We start from the raw sequence: 24,962 nt of genomic DNA, 5'->3' as shown, positions 1-24,962 counted from the left end.
AGATGCAATATGATCGACTAATCACCGAAATGCGCCGTCTCGCGTTGCAGGCCGGGCAGAAGATCATGGAGATCTACGAGGCGGATGATTTTGATGTTCGTGCCAAATCCGATGATTCGCCGGTCACCGCCGCTGACGAGGCCGCGGATGCGCTGATTTCCGCCGGGCTGCGCGAGGCGTTCCCCGATATCCCGCTTGTGACCGAGGAGCAGGCCGAGACCCATGCCCAGACTGGCGGGACTTTCCTGATCGTCGATCCGCTGGATGGCACGAAGGAATTCGTGCAGCGGCGCGGAGATTTCACCGTCAATATCGCCTATGTCGAGAACGGCGCTCCGGTGCGTGGTATCGTTTACGCACCAGCAAAAAACCGTCTCTTCTACACGACTGCGGATGGCCGTTCTGTCGAGGAGCGGGGCCCGTTCGGAGATCAGCCGGGGGAGTTGCATTCGGTGGGGGTGAACCCGACACCCGATAACCGTGGGCTGATGGTGGTGGCCTCGAAATCCCATCGTGACGCGGCGACCGATGACTACATCGCCCAATACGGGGTTCGGGACATGACGAGCGCTGGCTCGTCCCTGAAGTTCTGCCTTGTCGCGACAGGCGAGGCGGATCTGTATCCACGGCTCGGCCGCACGATGGAGTGGGACACGGCCGCGGGTGATGCTGTATTGCGCGGTGCCGGCGGAGAAGTGGTGCGTTTCGACGATCACAGCCCGCTTGCCTATGGGAAACCGGGTTTCGAGAACCCGTTCTTCATCGCATATGCGCCCGGGGTGCTGCTGGTGAAAGCCTGAAGATGTCTGTCCTGATCGTCATTCCGGCGCGCCATGCCTCGACGCGGTATCCGGGCAAGCCGTTGGTCGAGTTGAAAGGAGCTTCCGGCGAGGCTCGCAGCCTGATTCGTCGCAGTTGGGATGCGGCGACGGCGGTATCAGGTGTGGATCATGTCGTCGTGGCGACCGAGGATGAGCGGATTCGTGATCATGCTCAAGATTTTGGCGCCGAAGTGGTCATGACGTCGGAAAAATGCCGAAACGGGACGGAGCGTTGCGCCGAAGCGGTGAAGGTCTTAGGGGTCACACCGGAAATTATTGTAAATTTTCAGGGTGATGCCCCGCTTACGCCGACATGGTTCGTCGAGGATCTGGTGGCGGGGTTGCGCGCAGATCCCGATGCGGATGTTGCAACCCCGGTACTGCGTTGTACGGGCCGGATGCGCGCGGATTTGTTGGCGGATCGCAAGGCCGGACGTGTCGGCGGGACAACCGCGGTATTCGGTCATGACGGGCAGGCACTGTATTTTTCCAAAGAGGTCATTCCCTATGCCGCGGACGAGTTTGGCCCGGACGATCTCAGCCCCGTCTACCATCATGTTGGGGTCTATGCCTATCGGCCCGGTGCCTTGAATGCCTATCCCCAGTGGTCAGAGGGGGTGCTGGAGAAGCTGGAAGGACTGGAACAATTGCGTTTTCTGGAGCGCGGTGGCAAAGTTCTGTGTGTCGAAGTAAAATCGCGCGGCCGCCAGTTCTGGGAACTGAACAATCCCGGGGACGTTTCAAGATTGGAAGCGATGATGCGGGCCATGGGGCTCGACTGACGGTGTATGCCTGACCTGTGCGTGAAGTGTATTTGTGTGATGAGTGGAAACCGGCTTATGCCTAAAATTTAAAATATCCGTTGTCTTTCTTTGATCAATTGAACGAACTATCGTGTGTGCGACGCGTTGAGGCGCGATGCGGGCTATACGCCCCGAACTTTGCCGCATCACATGTGTGATTAAGCAAACTGCAATAAAAAAGGGTACTATGCATGAGTCGTAAAGTAACCAAAGCCATTTTCCCGGTGGCCGGTCTGGGAACGCGCTTTTTGCCCGCGACCAAAAGCATTCCGAAAGAGATCATGACGCTGGTCGACCGACCGCTGATCCAATATGCCATCGACGAGGCACGGGCGGCCGGTATCAAAGAGTTCATTTTCGTCACGTCCAGGGGCAAAGGTGCGCTGGAGGATTATTTTGACCACGCGCATGAGCTGGAATCGAACCTCAAGAAAGCTGGCAAGGATGCGCTGCTGAGCACGCTTCGCGAGACGAACATGGAATCGGGTGCCATCGCCTATATCCGACAGCATAAGGCTCTGGGATTGGGTCATGCCGTCTGGTGTGCTCGCCGTCTTCTGGCCGATGACGAGCCGTTTGCGGTCATTCTGACCGACGACGTCATCATGGGCGAGCCTCCCTGCCTTCAGCAGATGATCGAGGCTTATAACGAGACCGGCGGCAGCATGGTCGCAACGATGGAAGTTCCCGAGGAAAAAGCGTCCTCTTATGGCGTGCTGGATGTGGCCGAGGATATGGGGGCCATCGTTCGGGCAAAAGGCATGGTGGAAAAACCTGCCCAGGGTTCCGCTCCATCGAATCTTGCCGTCATTGGACGTTATATCCTGGCGCCGAGCGTGATGAAAAACCTGAACAGCCTGAAACAGGGTTCGGGCGGGGAAATCCAACTGACCGATGCGATCGCCGATGAAATCGAGAATGGTCGCGATGTCTTTGGCCTGCGCTTCCGCGGACAGCGGTTCGATTGTGGCTCCAAGGCAGGATTCCTGCAGGCGACGGTAGCCTTCGGACTGGAACGCGATGATCTGCGGGATGAGTTCCTCGATTATCTGAACGGTGTTTCGGCGACACGCCGCGCGGCGGAGTAATTGCATGTCCGATAAGGTTTTGGTTACCGGCGGGGCCGGTTACATGCGGCTCGCATGCTTGCAAGGCGTTGGCGCAGGCTGGCTATGTGCCGGTTACCTTGGATAACCTGTCGACCGGCTGGGCCGATGCGGTGAAATTCGGGCCGCTGGTCAAGGCCGACCTGATGGACCGGGCGGCGCTGGACGCGGCCTTTGCCGAGCACAAGCCGGTTGCGGTGTTGCATTTTGCGGCACTCAGTCAGGTGGGCGAGGCCATGGCGGAACCCGGCAAGTATTGGCGCAACAACGTCTGTGGCTCGCTCAATCTCATCGAGGCGGCAATTGCGGCAGATTGCTTGGATTTCGTTTTCAGCTCGACTTGTGCGACCTATGGCGATTGCGATGGCGAGATGCTGGATGAATCCTCGGTGCAGGCGCCGCTGAATGCCTATGGCGCCAGCAAGCGTGCGATCGAGGATATGTTGGTCGATTTCGGCGCAGCGCATGGCATGCGGCACGTGATCTTTCGCTATTTCAATGTTGCGGGTGCCGATCCGGAAACGGAGGTTGGCGAGTTTCATCGTCCCGAAACCCACCTGATTCCACTGATCCTCGATGCCGTGGATGGTCGCCGCGACGCATTGACGATCCATGGCACCGATTATCCGACTGCCGATGGAACCTGCATCCGCGACTATGTCCATGTGATGGATCTGGTCGATGCCCATGTGAAGGGACTGGAATGGCTGCGGTCGGGCAAGGAAAGCCAGGTCTTTTGTCTGGGAACGGGCGACGGTTTCTCGGTCCGCGAGGTCGTGGATGCCACGCGCCATGTGACCAACCGCCCCGTGCCGATGGTCGATGGGCCGCGCCGCGGTGGTGATGCGGTCAAGCTGGTCTGTGGCAGTCAGCGGGCCAAGGATGAGTTGGGCTGGCGACCTGACCGTTCGACCATGAAGCAGATGATCGGTGACGCCTGGCGCTGGCATCAAACCGGCAATTACCGGGCTTGAGCGCAGAATCCGGTCAGACAAGGAGCCGCTTGCACCGGGCCTGGATCGCATATCGCCTGCGCTGGAAACGGCGTGAATTGTTGTGGCGGGCGATCCGGACCGGTCGCAGGCTGTCGCCGCTTTCGGATCGCACGGCGTCGATCCGAAAGGATGATGTCTTGTTGTTCGCTTCGATCCGGAACGAGGTGGCCCGTTTGCCAGAGTTCCTGGCGCATTACCGGAGGCTGGGTGTTCAACATTTTCTGATCGTGGATAACGACAGCGATGACGGTTCGACCGGGTTTTTGCTGCAGCAATCCGACCTCTCGCTATGGCGCAGCCGTTACAGCTACAGGACAAGCAGGTTCGGCATGGACTGGGTGGGGGCGTTGTTGCTGCGCTATGGCCATGATCATTGGTGCGTCACGGTCGATGCCGATGAACTGCTGGTTTATCCGGAATGGGATCGTCGGAATCTCGCAGATCTGACCGGCCGCTTGGATCGTCAGGGCGTGCACGGTATGGGTGCATTGATGCTGGATCTGTATCCGCGCGCGCCTCTCGGGCAGGCGGATGCCGCGGAAGATGCCTCTGTGACCGAGCGCTTGCCGTGGTTCGATGCCGGTCCTTATCGGACCGTGATTGCCCAGCCCAAGGGTAATCGTATCGTCCGAGGCGGAGTCCGTGAGCGGGCATTCTTTGTGTCGGAGCCAGATCGTGCCCCGACACTGAACAAGCTGCCGCTGATCCGTTGGCATTGGCGATATGTCTATGTCAATTCAACCCATTCCCTGCTGCCTGCTAGGTTGAACGATTTGTATGATGGCCCCGGTGATACCCGGCTTTCAGGTGTGCTGTTGCATAGCAAATTTCTGCCCGAAATTGTCGTGAAATCAGAGGAAGAGCTTTGGCGTCGTCAACATTTCGCGGATCCTGACAGTTTCGTGGATTATCATCAGGCCATCACAGACGCGCCGATTCTGTGGTGCCGCGATTCGCTGCTATATATGGGGTGGAAGCAATTGGTTGAGCTGGGGTTGATGGGGGTCGGCGAGCAGCCACCTATAGCACCGAACGATGTGGAGACAAGCTTGCCTCCTACCGAAGCGAAAACCATGACGGAAAATGAGTAAGTATCGATTCGATCACATTGATAGGTGCCAGAACGTGCAGAATCTCAAACGTCTGCCAATACCAGGTCGACTTCGCCGCCGTATAGAACGGCAATGGCTGATTGGGCGCGCGATCAAGCGTCGACATACATTGATGTTGCTGACGGATCGAACCAAACAGATCGCGCCGCGTGATATCCTGGTTTTCGTCACCCAACGCAATGAGCGGGTGCGGCTGCCCTATTTCCTCGACTATTATCGCAAGCTCGGTGTCCGGCATTTCCTGTTTGTCGACAACAACAGTGATGATGGAAGCACCGAGTATTTATGCGAGCAACCGGATGTTTCCCTGTGGTGGACGAAAGCCAGTTACAAGCAGTCTCGTTTCGGTATGGACTGGTTGGGTTGGCTGTTGTTCCGCTACGGGCACGGACATTGGTGCCTGACCGTCGATCCCGACGAGTTCCTTGTCTATCCCCGTTGCGACGATCGCCCGTTGACGGCGCTGACAGATTGGCTGGCGGATTCAGGCCGGCGGTCATTTCCGGCGATGCTACTGGATATGTATCCCAAGGGCGCGCTGGACGAGAAGATATACCGGGAAGGGCAGAATCCGTTCGAGATCGCACGCTGGTTTGACCCGGCCAACTACTCAATGCGCAAGAACAGTTATCTTGGCAATCTGTGGATACAGGGCGGCCCGAGAACGCGAACCTTCTTTTCATATGATCCGAAATCGGGACCAGCATTGAACAAGATCCCGTTGGTGAATTGGAACCGGCGATATGTATATTACAGTTCGACCCATATGCTGCTGCCACGATCCCTGAACTGGGTTTATGATGAGGATGGCGGTGAGATGGCGTCCGGATGCCTGCTGCATGCCAAATTCCTGTCCACATTCGCGGATAAATCGGCGGAAGAGCTGGACCGTGGCCAGCATTATGCGAATAGCCAGGAGTATCGGGCCTATCACGCCGGATTGCAGGAGGGCGCGCATCTATGGTGCAGCGAGTCGCGTGAGTATCAAGATTGGCGGCAGCTTGAAGATCTCGGCCTGATTTCGAGTGGAAACTGGCCATGACCGACGGGGGGAAGCTGGGCGTGGTGCTTCTATGCCACGCGAATCTGCCGATGGCCGCACGGATGGCGCGGATCTGGGCCGATGGTGGGGCGAAGGTCGTGATCCATATCGATGCCAAGGTTCCCGCCGCCAAGGCTGCCGAAATGAAGCGCAACCTGTCGGACCTGCCGGACATCCTGTATTCGCAGCGGGTACGTTGCAATTGGGGCCGGTTCAGCCTGATCGCGGCGACGCAACACGCTGCCGGCCAGCTGCTCGAGGCATATCCCGAGTGCACGCATGTCTATCTGGCCTCGGGGTCTTGTCTGCCATTGCGCTCGGTCTCCGACTTGACCGCCTTCCTGGCTGCGAATCCCGGGCGTGACTACATCGAAAGCGTTGATACGAATGAAGTTGGTTGGGTCATCGGCGGTCTGAACGAAGAGCGTTTCACCCTCTATTTCCCGATCGATTGGCGTAAACACCGGAAGCTGTTCGATCGCTGCGTCGCAATACAACGCAAATTAGGTGTCAGGCGTAAATTGCCTCGGGGATTGACGCCGCATCTAGGGTCGCAGTGGTGGTGTCTTACGGCAAGGACCTTGCGCGCGATTCTCAACGATCCGCGCCGCAGGGAGTATGATCGCTTCTTTCGCCGCTGCTGGATTCCGGATGAAAGCTATTTCCAGACATTGGCACGACGCCATTCGAGCGACATTGAAAGCCGTTCGCTGACATTCGCGAGGTTCGACCATCGGGGGCGGCCTTATCTGGCCTATGACGACCATTTGCACGCATTGGAGGAAGCCAATTGTTTCGTCGCCCGAAAGATCTGGCCGGGTGCGGCACGATTGCTTGAATATTTTCCAAGACCAGCAGGTCCAGAACCCGACCTGACACCGCCGCAGCCTGCCAATATCGAGAGAATGATCGCGCGTACTCTGAGCAGACGCATTCTGGGGAGACCGGGGCTTTATATGCAGAGCCGTTTTCCCCGCAAGGATGCGGAAAACGGCAAAACCGCTGCCCCATATGCGGTATTTCAGGGGATGACTGACATATTCCCGGGTTTCGAGGATTGGTTGCGCGAACATATGCCGGGCGATGTTCATGGGCACCTTCTTGGGCCGGAAATGGTAGAGTTTGCTGGCCGTCCCGAAATCGGACCCGGTGCGCTTTCGTCCAGTGCGGTTGTTCGTGATTACGATCCGCAGCGTTTCCTGACCGCGCTGATCCGCGTGACCGAGCGCATGCAGGTATTTCAGTTCAGCCCGCGCGACAACCAAGAGCTGAACTGGTTCATGGCAACGGATCCAAACGCGTATCTGGTTGTCGTCACCGGGGCGTGGAATTTGCCCCTGTTGGATATGGATATGCCGTTCGACGATGTTCGTCGTATTACCGCTATGCTGCAACGCACTGAAATGGAGCAGTTGCAGGTGCTGAATTCAGTCTGGGTAAAGGCGCGTGTGCAACTCTGGGAATTCAACGATTTCATTGCCCGACCGCAGGCGATACTGGATAAGGTGTTGAGTCAGATCGATCCGGATGCCAAGCCGGTGACGGAACTGCCCCCAATGCGCGATATAGCTGGATTACCGGAACATCTGCAGCGTCTGCGCAATTCCGGCCTGCATCCTCATCTGACCGGCGATCAGCCGATCACGAAAGCGTCCCATATACTGGCGAGGAACAATATTTGATGGCCGAGAATTTCCGTAGTTTTGTGATTTTTGCCGAGATGCGCACCGGCTCGAACCTCCTGGAAGCGACGCTGAACGCGATCAAGAAGGTCACCTGCTTTGGCGAGGCGTTCAATCCTTACATGATGGGCTGGCCCGACAAGGACGAGTTGCAGGGCATCACGCGTGAGGAGCGTGAGGCAGATCCGATACTGTTGCTAAACAAGCTGTTCGACAAGCCCGGGCATTTGCCGGGGTTTCGCTATTTTCACGATCACGATCCGCGCGTATTCGACGCGATCATGGATGATCGGCTTTGTGCGAAAATCATCCTGACCCGCAATCCTCTGGAAAGCTATGTCTCGACCCGGCTGGCATGGGAAACCAACCAATGGAAACTGAACGAGACTGAAACCCCTATTCCTGCATCGATAAAATATGATGGTGAAGAGTTCCGGCAAATGTTGTCGGATATCCGGGAATTCCAGCTACGTGTCATGCATCGCCTTCAAACTAGCGGTCAAAGCAGTTTTTGGCTGGGATATAGTGACCTGAGGGATAGCGAGGTGATGACCGGCCTTATGCACTGGCTGGGGCGCACCGATCTGCAACGGGTCGATCCGGCCAGCGATCAGGTGCCGCAGAACCCGCGCTCGATGGAAGACAAGGTCTCGAATTTCCAGGAGATGCAGGCCGATCTGCACCAGCTGGACCCTTTCGCACTTGGCCAGGTCCCGAATTTCGAACCCCGGCGAGGTCCAACCGTTCCCAGTTTCACAACCAGCGAGGCGGGGTCAGGGCTGATCTATATGCCGATCAAAGGGGGTGTCACGATCAGCCAGCAGGAATGGTTCAAGGGCTTGGGCCAGGTCACGCGCGACTATACGCAAAGCAGCTTGCGCCAATGGAAGCGTCAGCATCCCGGACATCGCAGTTTCACCATTCTACGGCATCCCCTTCATCGGGCTTGGGATGCATTCCTGCAGCTGCTGTCAGAGGCGAAGCCCGAATTGCGACAATTGATGCGCGAAACCCATCGCGTCCCCTTGCCGGAAGATGCCGCGCTGGCCGAGCTGAACGATGATCAGGTCATGCCCCTGTTCCGCGACTTTCTGGAGTTTCTGGGGCGAAACCTGAGTGGCCAGACGACATTGCCAACACATCCACATTGGGCCACGCAATCGGCCGTTCTTGGTGGTTTCGGACGCTTTGCCCAGCCCGATATGCTTCTGCGCGAGGAACGGCTCGAGGACGACATTGCGTATCTTTGCAAGACAGCTGACATTCCTGATCCGCAAATGGAAAAGCTGGAACCGGGCAATTATCCTGCGTTCCTGTCTGACAAGGATCTGATCTCGGCCGCTCGTTCTGCCTATATGCGAGATTATATCGCCTTCGGTTTTCCCAAATCTCCTAAGCAATAGGCTGCGCCACGGCTGGCGCAGCCTGTTCACCCGGGATCAGCCCTTCAGCAACGCGGCCAATTCGGCCTGTTTCTCGGCCACCAGTTCGGCATCGCCATCGGATTCGAGGTTCAGGCGAACGACCGGCTCGGTATTCGATTTGCGCAGGTTGAAGCGCCAATTGCCGAAATTCAGCGATACACCGTCCAGATCGTCCCTGCTTTCGGCCTGCGCCTCGTAACGCTCGATCAGGCGCGCAATCGCGGCATCGGGGTCGTCGATCGTGTAATTTGTCTCGCCGGAAGAAGGATAGAGTGTCATCCGTTCCGACAGCAATTCGGCCAGCGTCTTTCCTTTGCGCGCGAGAAGTTCGATCATCAGCAGCCAAGGGATCATGCCGCTGTCGCAATAGTAGAAATCGCGGAAATAGTGATGGGCCGACATCTCGCCGCCGTAGATTGCACCGACATCACGCATCTTGCGCTTGATGAAGGCGTGGCCGGTCTTGCTGACGACGGCTTCGCCGCCTGCTGTTTCGATCATGGCGCGGGTGTTCATGATCACGCGGGGATCATGCACAACCTTTTCGCCCGGCGATTTCTCGAGGAACGCCGCGCCCAATAGCCCGACGATATATTCGCCGGGGATGAAGCGGCCATTTTCGTCAAAGAAGAAGCAACGGTCGAAATCACCATCCCATGCGACGCCCAGATCGGCATTCTCGTCCTTGACGGCCTGAACCGTCGGAGGCTGGTTTTCCGGCAACAACGGATTGGGAATGCCATTCGGAAAGCTGGAATCGACATCATGATGCAATCGTACGAAGGTCAGCGGGGCGCCGCGGCGCTGCAATTCATCGGCAATGGCGTCAAAGGTCGGGCCTGCGGTACCATTCCCGGCATTGACCAGGATTTTCATCGGTTTCAGCGCGCCGATATCGACGAAATCGGCCATCGCCTTGGCGTAATCGGCCCTCGCATGGCTGAAATCGGTGATCTCGCCCTTTTTGGAAGCCTGGGTGAAATCGCCCGACGTTGCCAGATCGACGATCGGCGGCAATTCGGTGGCCGGGTCCAGCGGGGCAGAGCCGCGCCCAACGATTTTCATACCGTTGTAATTGATCGGGTTATGCGAAGCGGTCACCTCGATCCCGCCATCCGTGTCGTGGAATCCGGTGTGGAAATACACTTCTTCAGTACCCGCCAGCCCGATATCCAGAACATCCGCTCCGCCATCGGTCAGCCCGCGGATCAGCGCCTCTGCCAATTCAGGAGAACTTGCGCGGCTGTCGCGTCCCACGACAACACGTTTGGCGTTCCGGGCTTCGGCAAAGGCCCGGCCGATCCGGTAGGCGACATCCGGGTCTAGATTGACACCCAACTCGCCCCGCACATCATATGCCTTGAAGCAAGTGATCTCACGGTGACCAAGCTTGTTCTGATCGTTCATGAACGCGTTCCCTTTTTACGCAGAAGTCGTTCGTAGCGCTAACAGCTTATATGCGGAAATCAAGTCTGTCTGGTCCCTTGGGCGGAGGTGACGCGACCGCTCGGGCCCGCTAGATCAGTCAGGAAAACACGGAGATTCGCATGGATACCAAATCGCTGATCGCAGCCTATTTCGACGCCTTCAATGCTGGCCAGACCGACCGGATGCTGGACCTGCTGCATGACGAGATCGAACATCATGTCAACGAGGGGGAAATTCGTAAGGGCAAGGAACTGTTCGCAGAATTCAATGCGCATATGAGTGAATGCTATCGTGAGAACCTGACGGATATGGTGGTTTTCACCAATGACGATGGCGATCGCGCAGCGGCGGAATTCATCGTGAACGGCACCTATCTCAAGACTGATGAGGGGCTGCCGCCCGCGAACGGTCAGAAATATCGCCTGCCCGCCGGGTCGTTTTTCACAGTCCGCGACGGCAAGATTTCGCGCGTCACGACCTATTACAACCTTGGTGAATGGACCCGGCAGGTCGGCGCATGAGCATTGCGACGCGCGTTCTGACCGGCGAAGCGCTTGAAGCGGCGCTGGACGATGTCGCCCGTCTGCGTATCGCCGTGTTCCGTGCCTGGCCTTATCTCTATGATGGCGATCTGGATTATGAGCGGAACTACCTCACCGCCTATCAATCGCCGGGGGCCGTGGTCGTAGCTGCCCTGGACGGAACCAGGATCATCGGGGCGTCGACTGGGGCGCCCATGACCGATCATGCCAATGATTTTGCCGCTGCATTCAAGGGCCGGCCAGAACCGCTGGCGGATATCTTCTATTGTGCGGAGTCGGTATTGCTGCCGGAATATCGCGGACATGGCTTGGGACATGCCTTCTTTGATGCGCGCGAGGCTCATGCCCGAGCGTTGGGCGCGCGTTATTGCGCTTTTTGCAGTGTCGTGCGTCCTGCCGACCATCCGGCGCGGCCTGCGGATTACCGTCCCCTGGACGGCTTTTGGCGCAAGCGGGGATATGCGCCGCTACCGGGTGTCACCGCAAGTTTTTCGTGGAAAGATGTCGGAGATTCGGATCAAACCGAGAAACCACTGCAATTCTGGATGAGGCAATTGTGAAGATCGCCACCGCCGCTTACTCGTTAGACTGGTTCGACAGCTTCTCCGAATATGAAGTCAAGCTGACATCCTGGGTCGAGAAGGCCGAAGGTGCTGACCTGCTGGTATTCCCCGAATATGGCGCGATGGAACTTGCCTCGCTGGGCGGGGCCGAAGTGGCGAGCGATCTGGAAGCATCCCTGCACGAGGTTGCTCGCCATACGGATGCGGTTGGCGATCTGCATCAGAAGCTGGCGGCACGGCATGGCTGTCATATCCTTGCGGCCTCGGGTCCGGTGTTCGCGGGTGACCGGCCGGTGAACCGTGCGGTTCTGTATGGTCCCGGTGGTTGTATCGGCTATCAGGACAAGCAGATCATGACTCGGTTCGAACGCGAAGACTGGAATGTCACAGGCGCCTCGGGCCTGCGCGTTTTCGATACGGATCTGGGTCGAATCGGCATCCTGATCTGTTATGACAGCGAATTCCCCTTGCTGGGACGGGTCTTGGCCGAAGCGCAGATCGAGCTGATCCTCGTGCCAAGCTGCACCGATACGATCGCGGGCTTCCATCGTGTCCGCATCGGCGCGATGGCGCGGGCGCTGGAAAGCCAATGCGTCGTGGTGCAGGCTCCGACCGTAGGTTCCTGCGACTGGATGCCGGCGGTGGACGAGAACCGCGGGCGCGCCGCCATCTACGGCCCGCCCGATGGTTTTTGGCCGGAAACGGGGATCATTGCCGAGGGAGAGATGGACCGCCCCGGATGGGTCACGGCCCAAATAGATTTGTCGCGGGTCAGTCAAAGCCGCAATGACGGCGCCGTACTGCCCTATGCGCATTGGCCCGAATCCACCAAATCCGCGCTGGTTCGGGATTGAGGCATCAAGTTTTCCGAAAGCCGAACTCGCTCTAGCCTGGCTTCTTCCGTGCCCGTATTAACGTATGCTGGCTCAGGATTTCGTATCCCATGCGCTCGACCAGTTCCTGCCGCAGCCGGGTGATTTCCTCGCTGCTTAGTTCGATCACCTCTCCACTGTCGATATCGACCAGGTGGTCATGCTCGGCGACAGGTGTGATCTCGAAGCGCGCGGGCTCATTCTCGAAACTGAGCTTGCGAATCAGGCCAGCCTCTTCCAGCGCCGAGAGAGTGCGATAGACGGTCGCCAAGGATACCGAATCATCGATGGTCTTGGCGCGGGCGTATAACTCGTCCGCGTTGGGGTGATCCGCCGATTCCATCAGGATCGACAGCAGGACCGTTCGCTGTTGGGTTGCCCGCAGACCGGCGTCGCGCAAAGCTTGGGCAAGGTCAGTGATATCAGCGCACATCCTGCGTTCTCCTGTGTCGAATATACTCCTTAACTCGATCCGACCGGGCGGACAACAAAATGCGAATGCGTCGCATTCTTCTTGACTATTGCGAATGCGTTGCATTTACATGGCGGTGATCCCTCAACCCATGAAAGGAAATCAGATGAATTCTTCGGTGAGGCGGCTTCTTGCCACGGCGACGGCTTCGGCGTTGTTTGCCGGTGCTGCATGGGCCGAAGACAGGATGAAGGTGGTGACGACCTTTACCGTTCTTGCTGATATGGCGCGGCATGTGGCGGGCGACGCAGCGGAGGTGGTGTCGATCACCAAGCCTGGCGCCGAGATTCATGGCTATGAACCGACGCCACAGGATATCGTCCGGGCGCAGGATGCGGACTTGATCCTGTGGAACGGGCTGAATCTCGAATTGTGGTTCGAGCAGTTCCTGTCCAATCTGAGCGAAGTCCCTTCGGTCACGTTGACAGAAGGAATCGATCCGATTTCGATCGCGTCGGGTTCCTATGAGGGAAAGGCGAATCCACATGCCTGGATGGGCATCGACAATGCGATGATCTATATCGACAATATCGAAGCCGCCTTTGCAGAACATGACCCCGGCAATGCCACCGCCTATGCGAAGAACGCCGAAACTTACAAGAAAGAGCTGCGGGCCACGCTCGAACCCCTGCGTCAACAGATCACCGAACTGCCCGAGGCGCAGCGATGGCTGGTCACCTGCGAGGGGGCGTTCAGTTATCTCGCCCGCGATTTCGGTATGAAGGAGCTATACCTCTGGCCGATGAATTCCGATCAGATGGGCACGCCGCAGCAGGTGCGGGCGGTGATCGACGGGGTGAGAGAGCACGACATTCCGGTCGTGTTCTGCGAAAGCACGGTGAACACCGCGCCAGCGGAGCAGGTCGCGCGCGAGACGGGCGCGCAATATGGCGGAGTCCTGTATGTCGACAGCCTGTCCGAGCCCGACGGTCCCGTGCCGAGCTATCTGGAACTCCTGACCGTGACCTCCAGGACGATTGCCGACGGTCTTACAGCTGACAAGAATTGAGTCCGGGAGACGGCCTTCCGGCAGAAAGATTGATATGATGCGCGACAATCAAACTGTTCCCGTTGACGCAGAAACCGATCCTGGCAGTGGTATCGATGCCCGCGAGATCACGGTCATTTATCGCAACGGGCACACAGCGTTGCGGCAATCGAGCTTTCAGATTCCCCGCGGAACGGTCACGGCACTGGTTGGTGTGAACGGGGCCGGGAAATCGACGTTGTTCAAGGCCATCATGGGCTTCGTTCGCGTGGCTGAAGGAGAGATCAGCCTGCTCGGAATGGATGTGGCGCGGGCCTTGAAGCAGAATCTTGTCGCCTATGTCCCGCAAGCCGAGGAGGTGGACTGGTCGTTTCCCGTACTTGTCGAGGATGTCGTGATGATGGGGCGGTATGGCCATATGGGCTTTTTGCGCCGCCCTTCGAAAACCGATCGCGATGCCGTGGACTCTGCATTGGCTCGTGTGAACATGCAGGAGTATCGCCATCGTCAGATCGGTGAGCTGTCGGGGGGACAGAAGAAGCGTGTCTTTCTGGCTCGCGCGCTGGCACAGAACGGGCAGGTGATCCTGCTGGACGAGCCTTTCACCGGCGTGGACGTGAAGACCGAAGAGCAGATCATCGCATTGCTGCGCGAATTGCGCGACGAGGGTCGGGTGATGCTGGTTTCCACCCATAACCTGGGTTCGGTGCCCGAGTTCTGCGATCGGGTGGTCCTGGTCAATGGAACGGTGCTTGCCTATGGGCCGACCGAGACGACCTTTACCCGCGACAATCTCGAAACGGCCTTCGGCGGGGTCCTGCGTCACATCACACTGGGCGGAGAGGCGCTTCATGACGATGCCGATCCGCGTCACGTCACCATCCTGTCGGATGATGAACGGCCGCTGGTGCAATATGGCGACCGGACCCATACGCGGGAGGAGTCCGAATGAACCTTCTGCTCGAACCCTTCAGCTATGGTTACATGACCAACGCGATGTGGGTCTCGGCCCTGGTGGGGGGAGTCTGTGCGTTCCTGTCATCTTATCTGATGCTGAAAGGCTGGTCGCTGATCGGCGATGCGCTGTCCCATTCCGTCGTGCCGGGGGTTGCGGGTGCCTATATGCTGGGCCTGCCCTTTGCCTTGGGGGCGTTCCTGTCGGGCGGGTTGGCGGCGGCGGCCATGCTGTTCCTGTCCGACAGGTCGGGGCTCAAGGTCGATGTCGTGATCGGGCTGATCTTCACCTCGTTCTTCGGCCTGGGCCTGTTCCTGGTGTCGATCAACCCGATGGCGATCTCGATCCAGACCATTACCATGGGCAATATCCTCGCGATCACACCCGAAGACACCTTGCAGCTTGCCATCATCGGTTTCGTTTCACTGGCCGTGTTGTTGCTGAAATGGAAAGACCTGATGGTGGTGTTCTTCGATGAAAGCCACGCGCGTTCCATCGGCCTTCGCCCCGGCCTGTTGAAGGCAGTTTTCTTCATCCTGCTATCGGCTTGCGTGGTCGCGGCGATGCAGACTGTGGGGGCTTTCCTGGTCATTGCCATGGTGGTGACGCCGGGGGCCACCGCCTATCTGCTCTGCGACCGGTTTCCGCGACTGATCCTGGTGTCGGTGGCGATCGGTACAATTTCTAGTTTCACCGGTGCCTATCTCAGCTATTTCCTCGACGGGGCAACGGGCGGGATCATCGTCTGCCTGCAGACACTGATCTTCCTGGCAGCTTTCGTCTGGGCTCCGAAGCATGGCCTGCTGGCTGCCAAGGCCAAGGCTGCCGCGTCATTGCACAAGGACGAGGTGGCGTCATGATCGACACGCTTTTGATGCCGTTTCAATTTCCCTTCATGCAGAAAGCCTTCCTGATCGCGGCAATGGTCGCCGTGCCGACGGCGCTGTTGTCCTGTTTCCTGGTGCTGAAGGGCTGGGCATTGATGGGCGATGCTGTCAGCCACGCGGTGCTGCCGGGAATCGTGCTGGCCTATATCATGGGGTTCCCGCTGATCCTCGGCGCTTTCGGTGCCGGCATGCTGACTGCCCTGGCCACGGGCTATCTGTCGAATAACAGCCGGGTCAAGCAGGACACCGTCATGGGGGTGGTATTCTCCGGCATGTTCGGACTGGGAATCGTCATCTATACTTCGATCACCACGGATGTTCATCTCGATCACATTCTGTTCGGCAACATGCTCGGGGTTGGTACTCAGGATCTGTGGACGGCCGGCCTGATCGCGCTGTTCGTGTCGGTGGCGCTGCTGCTAAAATGGAAAGACCTGATGCTGCACGCCTTCGATCCCGCTCAGGCCCAGGCATCCGGCCTGCCGGTCGCGATCCTGCATTACGGCCTTCTGACGATCCTGTCCCTGACCATTGTCGCAACGCTTTCCGCAACTGGCCTCATCCTGGCGGTCGGCTTGCTGATCGCCCCAGGTGCAATCGCCTTCCTGTTGGTGCGCAGTTTCGGCCGGATGCTGGCGGTGGCGGTGTTGGTCTGCCTTGTCGCGATGTTGAGTGGCGTTTACCTAAGTTTCTTCCTGGACAGCGCCCCCGCCCCGACGATCATCCTGATTTTGACCGCACTCTTCATCGTTGCATTCATCCGCAGGACATCGCAAGTGCGGGCGCGGCGCATCGAGGCAGTTAAGAGCTGAGGCCGATACCTCTATGACTCTTTCATCGCCTCGGAGGCACATAACCGATCCCCGGCCGCAATCTTGCGACACAGTTCCAGGAATGTCTGACGCTCTTCATCGTCCAGCACGCTGAACATCTCGTTCTGACGTTCAAGAGCTTTTGCCTTGATTTCGTCCAGCAGCCTGGTTCCCGCCGGGGTCGGCAGCAGGCTTTTGGCACGCCCATCCTGATCGGATACGACTTGGCGAACCAATCCCCGGCGCTCCAGAAGCGCCACCACCCGGCTGATCGTGTTCTGCGGCCGGGGAAAGAGGTGCTGAATATCCTTCGCGCGTAGGCCGGGATAGGTGACGATGGCATAAAGTGTGGACCATGCATGCACCGGCATATCGTATCGACGCTCGATATAGCGGTTGGTCACCTGATTATTGGCTAGCACGATATAGCTGACCGCCATCAGATATCGCAGATCCGAGGATAGCGTCCCTTCCAGCATCTGCTGCCTGTCCAAAGGCGTTCCGGTTCCCATGACACCCTCCACCGCTTCTCAAGCCTCCTGCCTCGATCAAGACCGATACTCACCGGGTAGGCAATTATCCATTGCAAAATACATCCATATGGATCAAAAATCCGGCATTCATGATCGGTCGCGATGCGTGTTCGGCCATCTGACCGTGATCGGCTGCTGGACGACCAGCGGCGTCATCAGCCCTGCGGAGGCTCTCGAACGATGCCACAATTACTGGCCTTTGCCATTCTCGCGTTCATTCTCTATGTCGGCGATGTCGTCTCTACGCGAACAAGATCATGGCTGCCCTCGGTCTTTATCTGCGCCGTGCTTTTCCTGTTCGGCTACTGGACCTTCTTTCCCACTGATATCGTCGAACTGGCCGGTTTCCAGACTCCCATCGTGTTTCTGGCGATGTATTTGCTGATCACGAATATGGGCACGTTGCTGTCCGTCGAAGAGCTGACGAAGCAATGGCGTACCGTGGTCGTAGCGCTGGCGGGGATAGTGGGGATCGTGGCGATCCTGTTCACGATCGGCTTGCTGGTGCTGGACTACCAGACCGTGGTGGTCGCCACGCCACCATTGGTGGGTGGCATCGTTTCGTCCTTGATCATGTCGAATGCCGCGACCGAGGCGGGGTTGGAAAGCCTGTCGGTGCTGGCGATCCTGATCTACGTGATGCAAGGTTTTATCGGCTATCCGCTGACTGCCGTGATGCTCAAGCGTGAAGGCAAGCGGGTGCTAGCCCGCTATCGTGCCGGTGACTGGAAGGCCGAGGGCGCTGCCGTGACGGATCACGGTGGCGAAGCAGATCAGCCGCCGGGACTATTCTCTGCCATGCCTGCCGCTTACAATACCTATTACTTCAAGTTTCTGCGCCTCGGCATTGTCGCGTTGCTGGCATGGAGCGCCGCAGAGCTGGTCAAACCGATCTTCAGCATCAGCCCCTTCGTGCTGTGCCTTGTCTTCGGCGTGCTGGCCACCTCGGTCGGGTTTCTCGAGCGCCAGCCCCTGCGATCCGCCAATGCTTTCGGTTTCACGATCCTGATCCTGATGGTCTTCGTCTTTGACGGGCTTAAACGCGCCACGCCCGAGATGCTGCTTGAACTGGCAGTGCCGATGGTCGGCACGATCGCGATAGGCGTTTTCGGAATGTATCTGTTTGCCTTCATTGCGGGCCGGTTGGTGGGAATGACTCCTGCCATGGCCTTTGCCTGCGCATTGACCGCGCTTTACGGGTTTCCGGCTGACTACATCATCACCAATGAGGTCGTGAATACGCTCACCGACGATCAGGATGAGCGCGAGGCACTGACAGCGCATATGTTGCCGTCGATGCTGGTTGCAGGTTTTGTGACCGTGACCATGGTGTCGGTGGTGTTAGCCGGAATTTTCGTGGGGTTGCTCTGATGACACGCATTGCCAGAACCGAACGTATCCAAGGTCTGATCGAGGGATTGGATCGCTTTACCGCCACGCCGGGCAATGGCACCACCCGGTTGACCTATAGCCCGGAGTTCCGCCAGGCACGCGACTATCTGCGCGATCAGATGGCCAAGGCCGGATTGGTCGTGCGCGAGGATGCCGTGGGCAATATCTTCGGACGATTGGAGGGGCGTGATCCGGGACTTGCCCCGATCATTGTCGGCTCGCATTTCGACTCGGTCCCGAATGGCGGCAAGTTTGATGGCCCCGCGGGGGTGATCACGGGTATCGAGATCGCTTTCCTGTTTCAGGAGCAGGGGCTGGTTCCCAACCGCCCCATCGAATTCATCGCAATGATCGAAGAGGAGGGCGCGCGTTTCGGCGGCGGGCTGTTCGGGTCGCGTATCCTGACGGGCAAGGTCGATACGGATGGCTTGTCCGATCTTCGCGACGATGATGGCATTTCCGTGGCAGAGGCGATGCGCGAATATGGGCTCGATCCGGAAAATGCAGGTCTGGCGGTGCTGCCACCCGGCGCGATTCACGCATTTCTGGAACTGCATATCGAACAGGGTCCGGTGCTGGAAACACATGGCGAGGATGTCGCCATCGTGGACCGCATCGTCGGGCTGTCACAACTGAAGGTGACGATCCGCGGGCAGGCGGGCCATGCGGGCACCACGCCGATGAATGCCCGCCGGGACGCGCTGGTTGGCGCGGTCTCGGTCCTTTCCGAACTGCCCGACCTTGCCCGCAGCATCGGGCAGGACGCCGTTCTGACTGTCGGCAAGATCGATGTCTTACCCGGCGGTGCGAATGTCATTCCCGATCAGGTGACCTTCAGCGTCGATATCCGGGCGCCGAAGGAAGAGGTCGTGCGCGAACTGATCTCGCAAACGCAAGCCGTGGTCGAAAAGGCGAATGGCAATGGTTTGACTAGCGAGGTGGAGCTGCAGCTTTTCGCGCAACCCACGCTTCTGTCGTCAGAAATCCACGGCGCGTTGTCTCGGCATGCGGATGAGCTGGGCCTGAAAAGCCGGGTGATGGTCAGCGGCGCGGGTCATGACGCGATGATCATGGCCGATTTCGCGCCGACCGGCCTGATCTTCGTTCCCAGCCACAACGGTATCTCGCACGCACCGGAAGAATGGACCGATTTCGATCAATTGGCCCGTGGAATCGATGTCATGTTCCGGACCGTGAAAGAAATGGCCGGCTGATATCCATCGGCCATCCTCCATGCCTCATTCTCTGGCCAGCCTACCCGCCAGATCCTGCTCGGACCAGTCCGACATGGCCAGGTCAGCGGCTTCGTCGCGGGTCTCGATCCAGGTGGGCTCCCCACCGAAACGCGCATCGAGCCGGGCCATGAGCGATTGTGCCGGGCTGTCTCCTGCAGCAGCGGCCAATGACGCCAGGCGCCAGGCAAGCGCGTAGCTGCGAGGCGCTCCGTCGCCCTCTTCGCGGGCCAATGCCGCATCGCGCAACGCAACGGCCGAGGCAAAGACAGAGTCCGGCAAATCGCTATCGGCGGCCGGTTGCGCGGCCAGCAGATCGGCGGTGGGCAAGCGGGCCTCGATGCGGTCGAGCATGCTCAGCGCGCCGGGCGTCCCGGTCTCTGCCGCCGTCAGCGCATGTGCATAGGCGGCAGCCGGATCGCTGGCGGTTTTCAGGTCCGCAAGCGCCAGTGCCACCTCTCCCTCGTCCTGTATCGGGGTCAGCAATTCGATGGCGCGGTTGATGTTCTGCGGCACGCCCTGTCCTCGCGCCAGCGCCAGGCCGAGCGCGCGCGGATCTTCGTCATCTTCTGCGGGATCGGCAATCAGCGCGACGGGCGGTGTGGGTAAGGCGTTGGTGAAGCCGGGCTTGAACAGCGTCGCGGCGTCCTGCGGGGTTTTCCATTCGGTGCTGTCGAACGCGATTGGCTGATCGGGCCGGATTTCGGCTGTTACGCGTGTAGGTTCCGCAATGAAGGCCTTGGCGGCATCGGCCAGGTCCTGCTCGATGCCGTGCAACTCGGTTCCGGGTTCGGCGCTGACGATATTGTCGATTGTCGCGGGGTCCAGCATGCCGGGCGGGATCATCGGTTGCATGCGTTCCCACACCCCGAGATTTTCGACCGACAGATGTGCCGAGCGCAGGGTGCCGCGAAGGCCCATCTCAGGTGCCTGATCCGACATGTCATCACCTTGAGAGTCGGAAAAATCGTCGCTCTCGGGATCGGCCAGCGGCGAGGACTGCCCCTCATTCATCATCTCCTGCAATATGCCAGGGGCGAAGAGCGAGACATAATCGAAATCTGCCGTTCCCTCGATCCGGGCGATGCCGGGACTGTTGATCTCGATATCCGCGACCAGGGCACCCCGACCCATGGATTGGCGCGTATCGATGGCCAGATCCGAGACCGGGATGGCATCGCCCCCGGTGACCATGCCGATCATCGCCGCATTCGCGCCGAAACAATTATTCGCCACCGATATATCGGCCGCGTCCAATCGTACGCGCGAATCTTCCGCACCCCAGATGGAAATGCCCGATACACGCATCCTTCCCAGGGACACACGGCAATTGGCATGAGGACCAAGGCCCGCAACCGTCAACTCGCGCATGACCAATTCACCGCGTATCGGATCGACCTCCATTGCGTCATAGCGGATATCCGCAATCATGCGGCCATAGGATACGGCCATGCGCAGCACACCTGCGGCGATGTTCGAGGGCGAGAAAACACTGCTCGAGGAGGGCGTGGATTCTGCCATCGCCGAGGTTGAGAGCAAGGCAGTCAAGGCTGTGCCTGTTGTCAGATGACGAATAATCGGGGGCATCAAAATTCTCCTTGGGCGGGAAATGAAAATCGCGCGCAATCCATAACTGGCGAAAATATGCATGTCCAATGCTCCTGTATTGGCGTTTTCTTGCCTGTGCCCTGATAGGCGTTCTGAAAGTTGCTTTCTGCCCGCGCGTCTTCTAAGAGCGCGCCACCGGTCGCAGCCTACCCGGTCATCAAAACAAGGACTGAAACATGAAAGCCATTGTCATCTGCTCCGGCGGACTCGATTCCGTTTCACTCGCTCATATGCTGGCAGCGCGAGGGGAGCTTTCCCGCCTCGTCTCTTTCGATTACGGCCAGCGCCACCGCAAGGAGCTGGACTATGCGGTCGCTTGCGCCGAGCGCCTGGACGTGCCGCATCATGTCATCGATTTGCGTTCGGTCGGCGCGGCGCTGACCGGATCGGCCCTGACCGGGGATATCGGCGTTCCCGACGGGCATTATGCCGAAGAGACGATGAAGATCACCGTCGTCCCCAATCGCAATGCCATCATGCTGACCATCGCCTATGGCATCGCGGCTGCAAATGGGGACCGCGCCGTGGCCACCGCCGTTCACGGTGGCGATCACTTCATCTATCCCGATTGCCGCCCGGAATTCACCACTGCCTTTGACCGGATGCAACGCGCCGCGCTCGATGGCTATGCCGATGTGACGCTTCTGACCCCGTTCGTGCATCGCTCCAAGGCCGATATCGTTGCCGAGGGCGCGCGGGCAGGCACGCCCTTCGCGGAAACATGGTCCTGCTACAAGGGCGGGGCGGATCATTGTGGGCGCTGTGGCACCTGCGTTGAACGGCGCGAAGCCTTTCACCTCGCCGGGATCGACGATCCGACGGTCTACGAGGATCCGGAATTCTGGCAGCAGGCCATATCAAGCAAGGCGGAGGCTTAATGTACCGGATCGCCAAGGAATTCCATTTTTCTGCCTCGCATCAACTGTCCCATCTGCCGCCGGACCATCAATGTGCGCGCTTGCATGGACATAACTATGTCGTTGTAGTCGAACTGGCTGCGCAGGAATTGAACGCTGCGGGTTTTGTCCGGGATTATCACGAACTCGGGCCGCTCAAGGCCTATATCGACGACAATTTCGATCACCGGCATCTCAACGACATCATCGACGGCCCCTCGACCGCCGAGATTCTTGCCCGGCATTTCTATGACTGGTGCAAGGCGCGCTGGCCGGAAACCGCGGCCGTGCGCGTGTCCGAGACACCGAAGACCTGGGCCGAGTACCGGCCATGACGTTGCGTATCGCCGAGATATTCGGACCCACGATCCAGGGCGAGGGCGCGCTGATCGGAGAGCCGACGGTGTTCATCCGGGCCGGTGGCTGCGATTACCGCTGCTCTTGGTGCGACTCGCTGCATGCCGTGGACAGCCGCTATCGCCATGACTGGACGGTGATGACGCCCGAGGCGATCTGGCAAGAGGTGCGCCGTCTGTCGGGGGGACGTCCGCTCACCATATCCATCTCGGGCGGCAATCCGGCGATCCAGGATTTCGCCCCGGTGATCGCGATGGGCAAGGCGGAAGGGTACCGTTTCGCCTGCGAAACCCAGGGCTCGATCGCCCGGCCATGGTTCTCGGCCCTCGATACGCTGGTTCTCAGCCCCAAGCCGCCTTCGAGCGGTGAAAACGTGGATTGGGTGGGTTTCGGGCGCTGCCTGACTGCCGCCGAGACATGCCCGAATGTGGTAATGAAGATCGTGATCTTCGATGACGAGGATTACCTGTGGGCCAAAGCGGTTGCCGAGAAATTTCCCGACCTCCCGCTCTATCTCCAGCCCGGCAACCCCGAGGTCGATCCGGATCGGCCTATCGATCTGCAGGCCTGCGCCGACCGGCTGCTCTGGCTGATCGAGAAAGTCACCGGCGACGACTGGTTTGCCCCCCGCGTCCTGCCGCAGCTTCATGTGCTGGTCTGGGGCAACAAGCGCGGCGTCTGAAGTCCTAAACTGCCAGTGTCTTGCCGGTTGCGGCGACAGAGGCAGTGAGTACACTGACCTCTCGATACCGGTATTGTCCGCCTTCCGGTTCATGCCGCTTGCGGTTGCGGCTATCGCCGCGCCAGAACCTATCCCATCCCGCGACATATTTCCCGGGTTGGGCAATAATCAAGAAAATGAAGTCCAACCATGGAGTGTAAAATGAACGCCTTCGCGAAACTGGGAATGACCGTCGCCGCCATCTGCCTTGCCTCCACGGCCAGTGCCGAGACGAAATGGGTGATGGCTTCGGGCTATCCCGAGGACAGCTTCTTCACGCAGACCATCCGTCAATTCATCGAAGAGGTCGAAACCGCGACGGAGGGAGAGGTCCAGATCGACCTGCGGCCCAATGGCGAATTGATCAAGCTGGATGCAATCCGCCGCGCGGTACAGTCCGGGCAGGTGCAGTTGGGCGAGATCCGTTTCGGCGTCTACGGCAACGAAAACCCCATGTATACGCTGGACAGCGTGCCGAACGTGGCCAGCGATTACGACGAGGCACGCCTGCTGATGGATGCGCAGAAACCGTGGTTCGACAAGACATTCGCCGATGCAGGTATGCGTGTTCTCAGCTATATGCCCTGGCCGGGGCAAGGCTTTTACACCAAGTTCGAGGTGACTGACGGCTCTGAATTCCAGGACGTGAAACTGCGCATCTACTCTCCCGCGACGCAGCGCATGGGGGAGTTGCTCGGTTTCCAGGCGACGATCCTGCCCTTTGCAGAGGTCCCGCAGGCCTTCTCGACCGGGCTGATCGAGGCGCTGTTCACCTCGGCGCAGACGGGGGTGGATATCCAGGCATGGGATTACGCGTCGCATTTTACCTATTCGGGCTCGATGCATAACAAGAACGCCATCATCATCAACGAACGGGCCCTGTCGCGGCTTGATCCCGAGATGCAGGAGGCGGTGATAGCTGCCGGGGAAAAGGCGACCGAAACGGCGTGGAAGCTGAGTCAGGAGGCCGGCGAGGCGCGGCTGAAGGAACTGGAGGAAAACGGCATGACGACATCGGACGCCTCGCCCGAACTCCAGGCCAAGCTGGCAGGGATCGGCGAGCAGATGACCGCTGAATGGAAAGAGAGTGCATCGCCCGAAGAGGTGGAGGTGCTGGACAACTACCTGGCCTCCAAGGAGTGACCCCGTCCCTGGAGGCGGTCGGCATATGACCGACTACCTCTCCTGCAAGATTGGAGGTGCTCATGTTCAGGGCTATCGCGCATAAGCTTTACCTGTTTTGCGGCTATGCCGCAGGCGCTTTTCTGGCTGCGATCGCGGTGGCGACATTATGGCAGATCGTCGCGCGGCAAATGGGGCAGGCGGTCGAGACCACCGAACTCTCCGGTTTCTGCCTGGCGGCGTCCACCTTTCTGGCGCTGGCCTATACTTTCGTGAATGGCGGGCATGTGCGGGTCGGGATCATCCCGCAGCTCTTTTCTGGCAGGATCAGCCGCGGTTTCGAGATATGGTGCTGTGCCATTGGTATCCTCATCACCGGCTATGCGGCCTATCACATGACGCTGTTCACACTGGAAACCTATCGCTTCGGAGAGCTGAGCCCCGGCATGATGGCGATCCCGCTCTGGATTCCGCAAAGCGCCGTGGCCTTCGGGCTGGCCGTGATGTGCATCGGCATCATCGAACAGGCGGGCCTGATCCTGTCCGGGCGGGCTGCCGATTACGAAACCAATATCGACAGCACGGCGGAGTAGGGCT

25 protein-coding genes and 1 pseudogene are annotated in these 24,962 nt (G+C 58.9%); 22 read left to right on the top strand and 4 right to left on the bottom strand.

From position 1 onward, the window contains the following. The first annotated feature begins 2 nt into the window (after window positions 1-2). The 8 genes and pseudogenes from cysQ to JHX88_RS20135 all read left to right on the top strand — a co-directional run bounded on the left by cysQ (window position 3) and on the right by JHX88_RS20135 (window position 8,964). Window positions 3-800 (top strand): 3'(2'),5'-bisphosphate nucleotidase CysQ, encoded by a 798-nt coding sequence (cysQ, locus tag JHX88_RS20170; RefSeq protein ID WP_076528024.1) that lies wholly within the window; start codon window positions 3-5, stop codon window positions 798-800. Between the two features lie 2 nt (window positions 801-802). After that, window positions 803-1,603 (top strand): 3-deoxy-manno-octulosonate cytidylyltransferase, encoded by an 801-nt coding sequence (kdsB, locus tag JHX88_RS20165; RefSeq protein WP_076528022.1) that lies wholly within the window; start codon window positions 803-805, stop codon window positions 1,601-1,603. 212 nt (window positions 1,604-1,815) lie between these two features. After that, complete coding sequence (locus JHX88_RS20160; RefSeq protein WP_076528020.1) at window positions 1,816-2,712, top strand: UTP--glucose-1-phosphate uridylyltransferase; 897 nt, start codon at window positions 1,816-1,818, stop codon at window positions 2,710-2,712. 4 nt (window positions 2,713-2,716) lie between these two features. Next, a pseudogene (gene galE / locus JHX88_RS20155) lies at window positions 2,717-3,704 on the top strand (UDP-glucose 4-epimerase GalE). Window positions 3,705-3,889: 185 nt separating this feature from the next. Continuing rightward, window positions 3,890-4,816: a glycosyltransferase family 2 protein gene (locus tag JHX88_RS20150; RefSeq protein WP_336389962.1), complete on the top strand. Its 927-nt coding sequence runs from the start codon at window positions 3,890-3,892 to the stop codon at window positions 4,814-4,816. 133 nt (window positions 4,817-4,949) lie between these two features. Continuing rightward, window positions 4,950-5,879 (top strand): glycosyltransferase family 2 protein, encoded by a 930-nt coding sequence (locus JHX88_RS20145; protein ID WP_272848125.1) that lies wholly within the window; start codon window positions 4,950-4,952, stop codon window positions 5,877-5,879. Beyond that, window positions 5,876-7,561 carry a DUF5927 domain-containing protein gene (locus JHX88_RS20140; RefSeq protein ID WP_076528017.1) on the top strand — a complete coding sequence of 562 codons (1,686 nt, stop codon included), beginning with the start codon at window positions 5,876-5,878 and terminating at the stop codon, window positions 7,559-7,561. Before JHX88_RS20145 ends, JHX88_RS20140 begins: the two co-directional genes overlap by 4 nt. Further along, window positions 7,561-8,964 carry a sulfotransferase family 2 domain-containing protein gene (locus JHX88_RS20135; protein ID WP_076528015.1) on the top strand — a complete coding sequence of 468 codons (1,404 nt, stop codon included), beginning with the start codon at window positions 7,561-7,563 and terminating at the stop codon, window positions 8,962-8,964. Before JHX88_RS20140 ends, JHX88_RS20135 begins: the two co-directional genes overlap by 1 nt. A 36-nt stretch (window positions 8,965-9,000) precedes the next feature. Here JHX88_RS20135 and JHX88_RS20130 read toward each other — a convergent pair whose 3' ends face one another. After that, entirely contained in the window at window positions 9,001-10,392 is a 1,392-nt protein-coding gene (locus JHX88_RS20130; RefSeq protein WP_076528013.1) for a phosphohexomutase domain-containing protein, read from the bottom strand. A 140-nt stretch (window positions 10,393-10,532) separates the two neighbouring features. Here JHX88_RS20130 and JHX88_RS20125 point away from each other — a divergent pair, with 140 nt between their 5' ends. The 3 genes from JHX88_RS20125 to JHX88_RS20115 are packed head-to-tail and all read left to right on the top strand — an operon-like array spanning window position 10,533 to window position 12,372. Then, window positions 10,533-10,934 carry a ketosteroid isomerase-related protein gene (locus tag JHX88_RS20125; RefSeq protein ID WP_076528011.1) on the top strand — a complete coding sequence of 134 codons (402 nt, stop codon included), beginning with the start codon at window positions 10,533-10,535 and terminating at the stop codon, window positions 10,932-10,934. Beyond that, window positions 10,931-11,515, top strand: a complete 585-nt coding sequence (locus JHX88_RS20120; protein ID WP_076528009.1) for a GNAT family N-acetyltransferase — start codon at window positions 10,931-10,933, stop codon at window positions 11,513-11,515. The genes JHX88_RS20125 and JHX88_RS20120 overlap by 4 nt, the downstream gene beginning before the upstream one ends. Next, window positions 11,512-12,372 (top strand): carbon-nitrogen hydrolase family protein, encoded by an 861-nt coding sequence (locus JHX88_RS20115; protein WP_076528007.1) that lies wholly within the window; start codon window positions 11,512-11,514, stop codon window positions 12,370-12,372. The genes JHX88_RS20120 and JHX88_RS20115 overlap by 4 nt, the downstream gene beginning before the upstream one ends. A 31-nt stretch (window positions 12,373-12,403) precedes the next feature. Here the strand turns inward: JHX88_RS20115 and JHX88_RS20110 are convergent, their stop codons facing one another. Further along, window positions 12,404-12,823, bottom strand: a complete 420-nt coding sequence (locus JHX88_RS20110; RefSeq protein WP_076528005.1) for a Fur family transcriptional regulator — start codon at window positions 12,821-12,823, stop codon at window positions 12,404-12,406. 145 nt (window positions 12,824-12,968) lie between these two features. On the opposite strand from JHX88_RS20110, the gene JHX88_RS20105 reads away from it, so the two are divergent. The 4 genes from JHX88_RS20105 to JHX88_RS20090 are packed head-to-tail and all read left to right on the top strand — an operon-like array spanning window position 12,969 to window position 16,504. Continuing rightward, window positions 12,969-13,871 (top strand): metal ABC transporter substrate-binding protein, encoded by a 903-nt coding sequence (locus JHX88_RS20105; protein ID WP_076528003.1) that lies wholly within the window; start codon window positions 12,969-12,971, stop codon window positions 13,869-13,871. A gap of 37 nt (window positions 13,872-13,908) precedes the next feature. Then, window positions 13,909-14,802 (top strand): manganese/iron ABC transporter ATP-binding protein, encoded by an 894-nt coding sequence (locus tag JHX88_RS20100; protein ID WP_076528067.1) that lies wholly within the window; start codon window positions 13,909-13,911, stop codon window positions 14,800-14,802. After that, window positions 14,799-15,665, top strand: coding sequence for a metal ABC transporter permease (locus JHX88_RS20095; protein ID WP_076528001.1), 867 nt, complete (start codon window positions 14,799-14,801; stop codon window positions 15,663-15,665). The genes JHX88_RS20100 and JHX88_RS20095 overlap by 4 nt, the downstream gene beginning before the upstream one ends. Continuing rightward, window positions 15,662-16,504 carry a metal ABC transporter permease gene (locus JHX88_RS20090; RefSeq protein WP_076527999.1) on the top strand — a complete coding sequence of 281 codons (843 nt, stop codon included), beginning with the start codon at window positions 15,662-15,664 and terminating at the stop codon, window positions 16,502-16,504. The genes JHX88_RS20095 and JHX88_RS20090 overlap by 4 nt, the downstream gene beginning before the upstream one ends. Before the next feature lie 11 nt (window positions 16,505-16,515). Here the strand turns inward: JHX88_RS20090 and JHX88_RS20085 are convergent, their stop codons facing one another. Then, a complete protein-coding gene (locus tag JHX88_RS20085; protein ID WP_076527998.1) occupies window positions 16,516-17,016 on the bottom strand; it encodes a MarR family winged helix-turn-helix transcriptional regulator in 501 nt (166 codons plus the stop codon). A 201-nt stretch (window positions 17,017-17,217) separates the two neighbouring features. Between JHX88_RS20085 and JHX88_RS20080 the strand changes: the two genes are divergently transcribed. Both JHX88_RS20080 and JHX88_RS20075 read left to right on the top strand, forming a co-directional pair. Further along, window positions 17,218-18,408 carry a hypothetical protein gene (locus tag JHX88_RS20080; RefSeq protein ID WP_076527996.1) on the top strand — a complete coding sequence of 397 codons (1,191 nt, stop codon included), beginning with the start codon at window positions 17,218-17,220 and terminating at the stop codon, window positions 18,406-18,408. Continuing rightward, the gene (locus tag JHX88_RS20075) at window positions 18,408-19,643 is read left to right on the top strand and encodes a Zn-dependent hydrolase (protein ID WP_076527994.1); all 1,236 of its coding nucleotides are present in this window, start codon (window positions 18,408-18,410) and stop codon (window positions 19,641-19,643) included. Before JHX88_RS20080 ends, JHX88_RS20075 begins: the two co-directional genes overlap by 1 nt. 24 nt (window positions 19,644-19,667) lie before the next feature. On the opposite strand, the gene JHX88_RS20070 is transcribed toward JHX88_RS20075, so the two are convergent. Continuing rightward, a complete protein-coding gene (locus tag JHX88_RS20070) occupies window positions 19,668-21,248 on the bottom strand; it encodes an SEL1-like repeat protein (protein WP_076527992.1) in 1,581 nt (526 codons plus the stop codon). Window positions 21,249-21,445: 197 nt separating this feature from the next. Between JHX88_RS20070 and queC the strand changes: the two genes are divergently transcribed. The 5 genes from queC (at window position 21,446) to JHX88_RS20045 (ending at window position 24,958) form a co-directional block, all read left to right on the top strand. Continuing rightward, window positions 21,446-22,147, top strand: coding sequence for a 7-cyano-7-deazaguanine synthase QueC (queC, locus tag JHX88_RS20065; RefSeq protein WP_076527991.1), 702 nt, complete (start codon window positions 21,446-21,448; stop codon window positions 22,145-22,147). Beyond that, on the top strand, window positions 22,147-22,500 hold the full coding sequence (locus JHX88_RS20060) for a 6-pyruvoyl trahydropterin synthase family protein (RefSeq protein ID WP_076527989.1): 354 nt from the start codon (window positions 22,147-22,149) through the stop codon (window positions 22,498-22,500). The genes queC and JHX88_RS20060 overlap by 1 nt, the downstream gene beginning before the upstream one ends. Beyond that, complete coding sequence (gene queE / locus JHX88_RS20055; protein ID WP_076527988.1) at window positions 22,497-23,204, top strand: 7-carboxy-7-deazaguanine synthase QueE; 708 nt, start codon at window positions 22,497-22,499, stop codon at window positions 23,202-23,204. The genes JHX88_RS20060 and queE overlap by 4 nt, the downstream gene beginning before the upstream one ends. Before the next feature lie 201 nt (window positions 23,205-23,405). Continuing rightward, window positions 23,406-24,386: a TRAP transporter substrate-binding protein gene (locus tag JHX88_RS20050; protein ID WP_084203280.1), complete on the top strand. Its 981-nt coding sequence runs from the start codon at window positions 23,406-23,408 to the stop codon at window positions 24,384-24,386. Between the two features lie 62 nt (window positions 24,387-24,448). Next, window positions 24,449-24,958: a TRAP transporter small permease gene (locus JHX88_RS20045; RefSeq protein ID WP_076527986.1), complete on the top strand. Its 510-nt coding sequence runs from the start codon at window positions 24,449-24,451 to the stop codon at window positions 24,956-24,958. Window positions 24,959-24,962: the final 4 nt, after the last annotated feature.

It is taken from the genome of Paracoccus saliphilus (assembly GCF_028553805.1).
GTDB classification, from domain to species: Bacteria; Pseudomonadota; Alphaproteobacteria; order Rhodobacterales; family Rhodobacteraceae; genus Paracoccus; species Paracoccus saliphilus.
This window is presented reverse-complemented; position numbering and strand designations above follow the sequence as displayed.

Coding starts and splice junctions, on each gene's coding strand:
- JHX88_RS20080 (WP_076527996.1), top strand. CDS start 17,218: ATGCCACAATTACTGGCCTTTGCCATTCTCGCGTTCATTCTCTATGTC.
- JHX88_RS20110 (WP_076528005.1), bottom strand. CDS start 12,823: ATGTGCGCTGATATCACTGACCTTGCCCAAGCTTTGCGCGACGCCGGT.
- JHX88_RS20135 (WP_076528015.1), top strand. CDS start 7,561: ATGGCCGAGAATTTCCGTAGTTTTGTGATTTTTGCCGAGATGCGCACC.
- JHX88_RS20105 (WP_076528003.1), top strand. CDS start 12,969: ATGAATTCTTCGGTGAGGCGGCTTCTTGCCACGGCGACGGCTTCGGCG.
- kdsB (WP_076528022.1), top strand. CDS start 803: ATGTCTGTCCTGATCGTCATTCCGGCGCGCCATGCCTCGACGCGGTAT.
- JHX88_RS20085 (WP_076527998.1), bottom strand. CDS start 17,016: ATGGGAACCGGAACGCCTTTGGACAGGCAGCAGATGCTGGAAGGGACG.
- JHX88_RS20070 (WP_076527992.1), bottom strand. CDS start 21,248: ATGCCCCCGATTATTCGTCATCTGACAACAGGCACAGCCTTGACTGCC.
- JHX88_RS20050 (WP_084203280.1), top strand. CDS start 23,406: ATGAACGCCTTCGCGAAACTGGGAATGACCGTCGCCGCCATCTGCCTT.
- queC (WP_076527991.1), top strand. CDS start 21,446: ATGAAAGCCATTGTCATCTGCTCCGGCGGACTCGATTCCGTTTCACTC.
- JHX88_RS20145 (WP_272848125.1), top strand. CDS start 4,950: ATGTTGCTGACGGATCGAACCAAACAGATCGCGCCGCGTGATATCCTG.
- JHX88_RS20125 (WP_076528011.1), top strand. CDS start 10,533: ATGGATACCAAATCGCTGATCGCAGCCTATTTCGACGCCTTCAATGCT.
- JHX88_RS20090 (WP_076527999.1), top strand. CDS start 15,662: ATGATCGACACGCTTTTGATGCCGTTTCAATTTCCCTTCATGCAGAAA.
- JHX88_RS20060 (WP_076527989.1), top strand. CDS start 22,147: ATGTACCGGATCGCCAAGGAATTCCATTTTTCTGCCTCGCATCAACTG.
- queE (WP_076527988.1), top strand. CDS start 22,497: ATGACGTTGCGTATCGCCGAGATATTCGGACCCACGATCCAGGGCGAG.
- JHX88_RS20045 (WP_076527986.1), top strand. CDS start 24,449: ATGTTCAGGGCTATCGCGCATAAGCTTTACCTGTTTTGCGGCTATGCC.
- JHX88_RS20095 (WP_076528001.1), top strand. CDS start 14,799: ATGAACCTTCTGCTCGAACCCTTCAGCTATGGTTACATGACCAACGCG.
- JHX88_RS20130 (WP_076528013.1), bottom strand. CDS start 10,392: ATGAACGATCAGAACAAGCTTGGTCACCGTGAGATCACTTGCTTCAAG.
- JHX88_RS20075 (WP_076527994.1), top strand. CDS start 18,408: ATGACACGCATTGCCAGAACCGAACGTATCCAAGGTCTGATCGAGGGA.
- JHX88_RS20160 (WP_076528020.1), top strand. CDS start 1,816: ATGAGTCGTAAAGTAACCAAAGCCATTTTCCCGGTGGCCGGTCTGGGA.
- JHX88_RS20100 (WP_076528067.1), top strand. CDS start 13,909: ATGCGCGACAATCAAACTGTTCCCGTTGACGCAGAAACCGATCCTGGC.
- JHX88_RS20140 (WP_076528017.1), top strand. CDS start 5,876: ATGACCGACGGGGGGAAGCTGGGCGTGGTGCTTCTATGCCACGCGAAT.
- JHX88_RS20120 (WP_076528009.1), top strand. CDS start 10,931: ATGAGCATTGCGACGCGCGTTCTGACCGGCGAAGCGCTTGAAGCGGCG.
- cysQ (WP_076528024.1), top strand. CDS start 3: ATGCAATATGATCGACTAATCACCGAAATGCGCCGTCTCGCGTTGCAG.